The 3,830-nt window shown below is 68.6% G+C and carries 4 protein-coding genes; all 4 read left to right on the forward strand.

What is annotated here, in order from left to right:
- On the forward strand, window positions 1-1,258 hold a 1,258-nt coding region (gene guaA / locus IQ216_RS12435; protein ID WP_193815723.1), incomplete at its 5' end, for a glutamine-hydrolyzing GMP synthase.
- A gap of 81 nt (window positions 1,259-1,339) precedes the next feature.
- Entirely contained in the window at window positions 1,340-1,969 is a 630-nt protein-coding gene (locus IQ216_RS12440; RefSeq protein WP_193815725.1) for a hypothetical protein, read from the forward strand.
- Between the two features lie 84 nt (window positions 1,970-2,053).
- Complete coding sequence (locus IQ216_RS12445) at window positions 2,054-2,449, forward strand: hypothetical protein (protein WP_186697942.1); 396 nt, start codon at window positions 2,054-2,056, stop codon at window positions 2,447-2,449.
- Window positions 2,450-2,451: 2 nt separating this feature from the next.
- Window positions 2,452-3,830 (forward strand): penicillin-binding protein 2 (gene mrdA / locus IQ216_RS12450; protein WP_193815733.1); only part of this gene is annotated, 1,379 nt, incomplete at its 3' end.

Raw genomic sequence — 3,830 nt, forward strand, 5'->3', positions numbered from 1 at the left:
GGCCGAATACGGCAAGGCGCCGCTGCACGTGGATGACGCGGTGGATCTGCTCGCCAGCGTGGAGCAGCACTCCACGATGTGGATGAGCCACGGCGACTCGGTGGAGCGCCTGCCGGAGGGCTTCGTGCGCCTGGCCCACACCGACAACACCCCCGAGGCGGCGATCGCCCACCACGGCCGCCACCTCTATGGCGTGCAGTTCCATCCCGAGGTGGTGCACTCCCAGGGCGGCATGGCGCTGATCCGCAACTTCGTGTATCAGATCTGCGGTTGCGAGCCCGACTGGACCACGGCGGCCTTCATCGAGGAAGCCGTGGCCGACGTGCGCCGCCAGGTGGGCCAGAAGCGGGTGCTGCTGGCCCTCTCCGGTGGCGTGGACTCCTCCACCCTGGCCTTCCTGCTGCACCGGGCGATCGGTGATCAGCTCACCTGCATGTTCATCGACCAGGGCTTCATGCGCAAAGGGGAGCCCGAATTCCTGGTGGAGTTCTTCGACAAGCGCTTCCACATCAATGTGGAGTACATCAATGCCCGCCAGCGCTTCATCAGCAAGCTGGCTGGTGTGACCGACCCGGAGGAGAAGCGCAAGCTGATCGGCACGGAATTCATCAGGGTGTTCGAGGAGGAGAGCAAGCGCCTCGGTCCCTTCGACTACCTGGCCCAGGGCACCCTCTACCCCGATGTGATCGAGAGCGCCGGCACCAACGTGGATCCCAAGACCGGTGAGCGGGTGGCGGTGAAGATCAAGAGCCACCACAACGTGGGCGGCCTGCCCAAGGATCTGCAGTTCAAGCTGGTGGAGCCGCTGCGCAAGCTGTTCAAGGATGAGGTGCGCAAGGTGGGGCGCTCCCTGGGGCTGCCGGAGGAGATTGTCGGCCGCCATCCCTTCCCCGGCCCGGGCCTGGCCATCCGCATCCTCGGCGAGGTGACCGATGACAAGCTCAACATTCTCCGCGACGCCGACCTGATCGTGCGCGAGGAAATCACCGATGCCGGGCTCTACCACAGCATCTGGCAGGCGTTCGCGGTGCTGCTGCCGGTGCGCAGCGTGGGCGTGATGGGTGACAAGCGCACCTATGCCTTCCCGGTGGTGCTGCGCTGTGTGTCCTCGGAAGACGGCATGACGGCCGACTGGTCGCGTCTGCCCTACGACCTGCTGGAAACGATCTCCAACCGGATCGTCAATGAGGTGAAGGGCGTGAACCGGGTGGTGCTCGACATCACCAGCAAGCCCCCCGGCACGATCGAGTGGGAGTGATCGCCCGGTTTCGCTGACTGAGCCCCCGCTGGCCTGGTCGGGAGGCCTCCGTTACCTTCGGGGCCCCAAGCCTGCTCCGCCGTGACGGCCGCTCCTGCGACATCCAGCGATCCCGACCTGCAGCGCAAGCTGCAGCAGGACAGCATCCTGCTGGCTGGCAGGACGATCTACCTCAACCCCTTCCTCTACTGGCGTCGCTTCGACGCCAACACCGACCGCTGGCTGCGGGAGCCCGGCCAGCTGCCGGAGGAGCAGATCACCGCCAACCGCGGCCGTTTCTACCCGGAGCTCAACTGGGAGCAACTCGATCCCCAGGAGCGGCTGGCCAAGGAGGGCTCCGTGGAGATGTTCCTCAAGACCCTGGAACTGATCAGCACCTTCAACCCCGATCTCACCGCCGGCCAGCTGCTCGAAGTGGAGCGCAAGATGGCCGTGACCAAGAAGCGCGCCTTCGAGCGCTGGGTGGCCCGGGCCCTGCGGCGCCGCCGGCAGGAGGAGCTCAGGGAACGGCGCCGCTTCGACCGCGACCGCACCCTGCGGGCCTGGAACGAGTGGATCGGCCTGGAGGTGACCAGGCAGGCCCTGGTGCCGGCGGCCATGGCGGTGGTGCTGAGTGTGGGGGCCGGCTGGTGGTGGGGCAGTCAGCAGGCCTGCCGCCAGGTGATCGTGGCTCCCGGCGTGCCGGCTCTGCAGGCCAACCCCATGCCCTAGGCCCTGGTTCAAGGCGCTGGCCGCGGCGCTCCGTCAGGGGCAGTGGGCGCGGCAGACTGGCGGGAGCGCGTTTGCTTCCTGTCCATGGCCGCCGATCCCCTCGACAGCCTGCGGCTCAGCCTGATGCAGGACATGTTGCCCATGGGCCTGGCCGCCGTGGACCGGGTGCGCAAGGGCGGCCCCCAGGAGCTGATCGCCGCCTTCGACGGCTCCAGCGCCGATCCCCTGGCCCAGTTGCGCCAGGAGGGCGAACAGGCCGCCAGTCAGGTGCGCGAGCAGCTCGATCGGGTCAGCCCCGGACTCGGCAATCCGGTGATGAAGGTGAGCGTGCGGGATGTGGATCCCGGCTCTGATGGGGCCGATCCACCTCTCTCCCAGGAAGCCAGCGATCCTGCCGAACTGCAGCGGCGTCTGGCCTCGGTGGCCGAGAGCCTGCGGCTGCTGGAGCTGCGGCTCACCCCGGATGGGGAGACCCCCTAGCCATGGCCTACGGCCAGGCAGGCCGCCACAGCGGCATGGGCCAGCAGCCGTTGCTGCTGCTGCTGGTGGTGCTGCTGTGCAGCGGCGCCATGGTGTCGCGGCTGGCCTGGCTGCAGCTGGTGCACGGCGTTGAGAACCGCGAGCGGGCCGATCAGAACCGCATCCGGCTGATGCCGCGCAACCCGATCCGCGGCCGTCTGCTCGATCGTCAGGGCGAGGTGCTCGCCACCAGTCGGCTCACCTACAACCTCTACATCCAGCCCCGCGAGGTGTCTGACGACCAATGGCCGCCCCTGCGGGACGCCTTGGCCGCGCTGCTGAAGCTGAATCCCGCCAGCCTCGACCAGAAACGCAGCAGCGGCAGCAATGCCGAGGGCTTCCGGATCACCCTGGCGGAGGGCCTGGCGGCTGAGCAGGTGCTGCGCTTTCGCGAACAGGCCAGTGAGCTGCGCGGCGCTGAAGTGGATGTGGACGTGCTGCGCAGCTATCCCCATGGCCGCCTGGCGGCCCACGTGCTCGGCTACACCAGCGGCATCACCGAAGAGGAATACGAGCGCAAGCGCGACAAGGGCTACCGCATCCGCGACCGGGTGGGCCGCACGGGGTTGGAGAGCGCCTTCGAATCCCATCTGCGCGGCCAGTGGGGCGGCCAGCAGGTGGAGGTGAATGCCGCGGGCCAGGTGCAGCGGGTGCTCGGCGACAAGCCGGCCGAGGCGGGCAAAGACCTGCGGCTCACCCTGGATCTGCCCCTGCAGCAGGCGGCGGAGCGGGCGCTCGACTCTGTGCGCAAGGGCGCCATCGTGGCGATGGATCCCGAGACGGGGGCGATCCGGGCGATGGCCAGCCGGCCGGCCTTTGACCCCAACGTGTTCTCGCCGGCTCCGTCGAGCCAGGAGTGGGCCGCCCTCAACGGCCCCGAGGCGCCCTTGCTGAACCGTGCCTTCCAGGGGTTCCCCCCCGCCAGCACCTTCAAGGTGGTCACCACCGCGGCGGCGCTGGAGTCGGGGGTCTACGGCCCCAACGACAAGGTGCTCACCACCAGCTCCTTCTGCTACGCCGGCCTCTGCTACCGCGACCACGGCGCCCATGGGCTTGTGGGTTTCCCCTTCGCCCTGGCGGTGAGCAGCAACACCTTCTACTACCGGGCCGGCCTGAAGATCGGCCCCGATGCCCTGTTCGCCACGGCGCGGCGGCTGGGTTTCGGCAGCCCCACCGGCATCGAGCTCAGCGATGAGGAAACGGGGGGGCTGCTGGGGGATCAGGCCTGGAAGCGCAAGGCGCTCGATGAGCCCTGGACCCCCGTGGACACGATCACCTCCTCGATCGGCCAGGGGGCCCTGCTGGTGACGCCGCTGCAGATGGCGCGTCTCTACGCGGCCGT

The sequence above is a fragment of the Cyanobium sp. LEGE 06143 genome, assembly GCF_015207535.1.
Classification (GTDB): domain Bacteria; phylum Cyanobacteriota; class Cyanobacteriia; order PCC-6307; family Cyanobiaceae; genus NIES-981.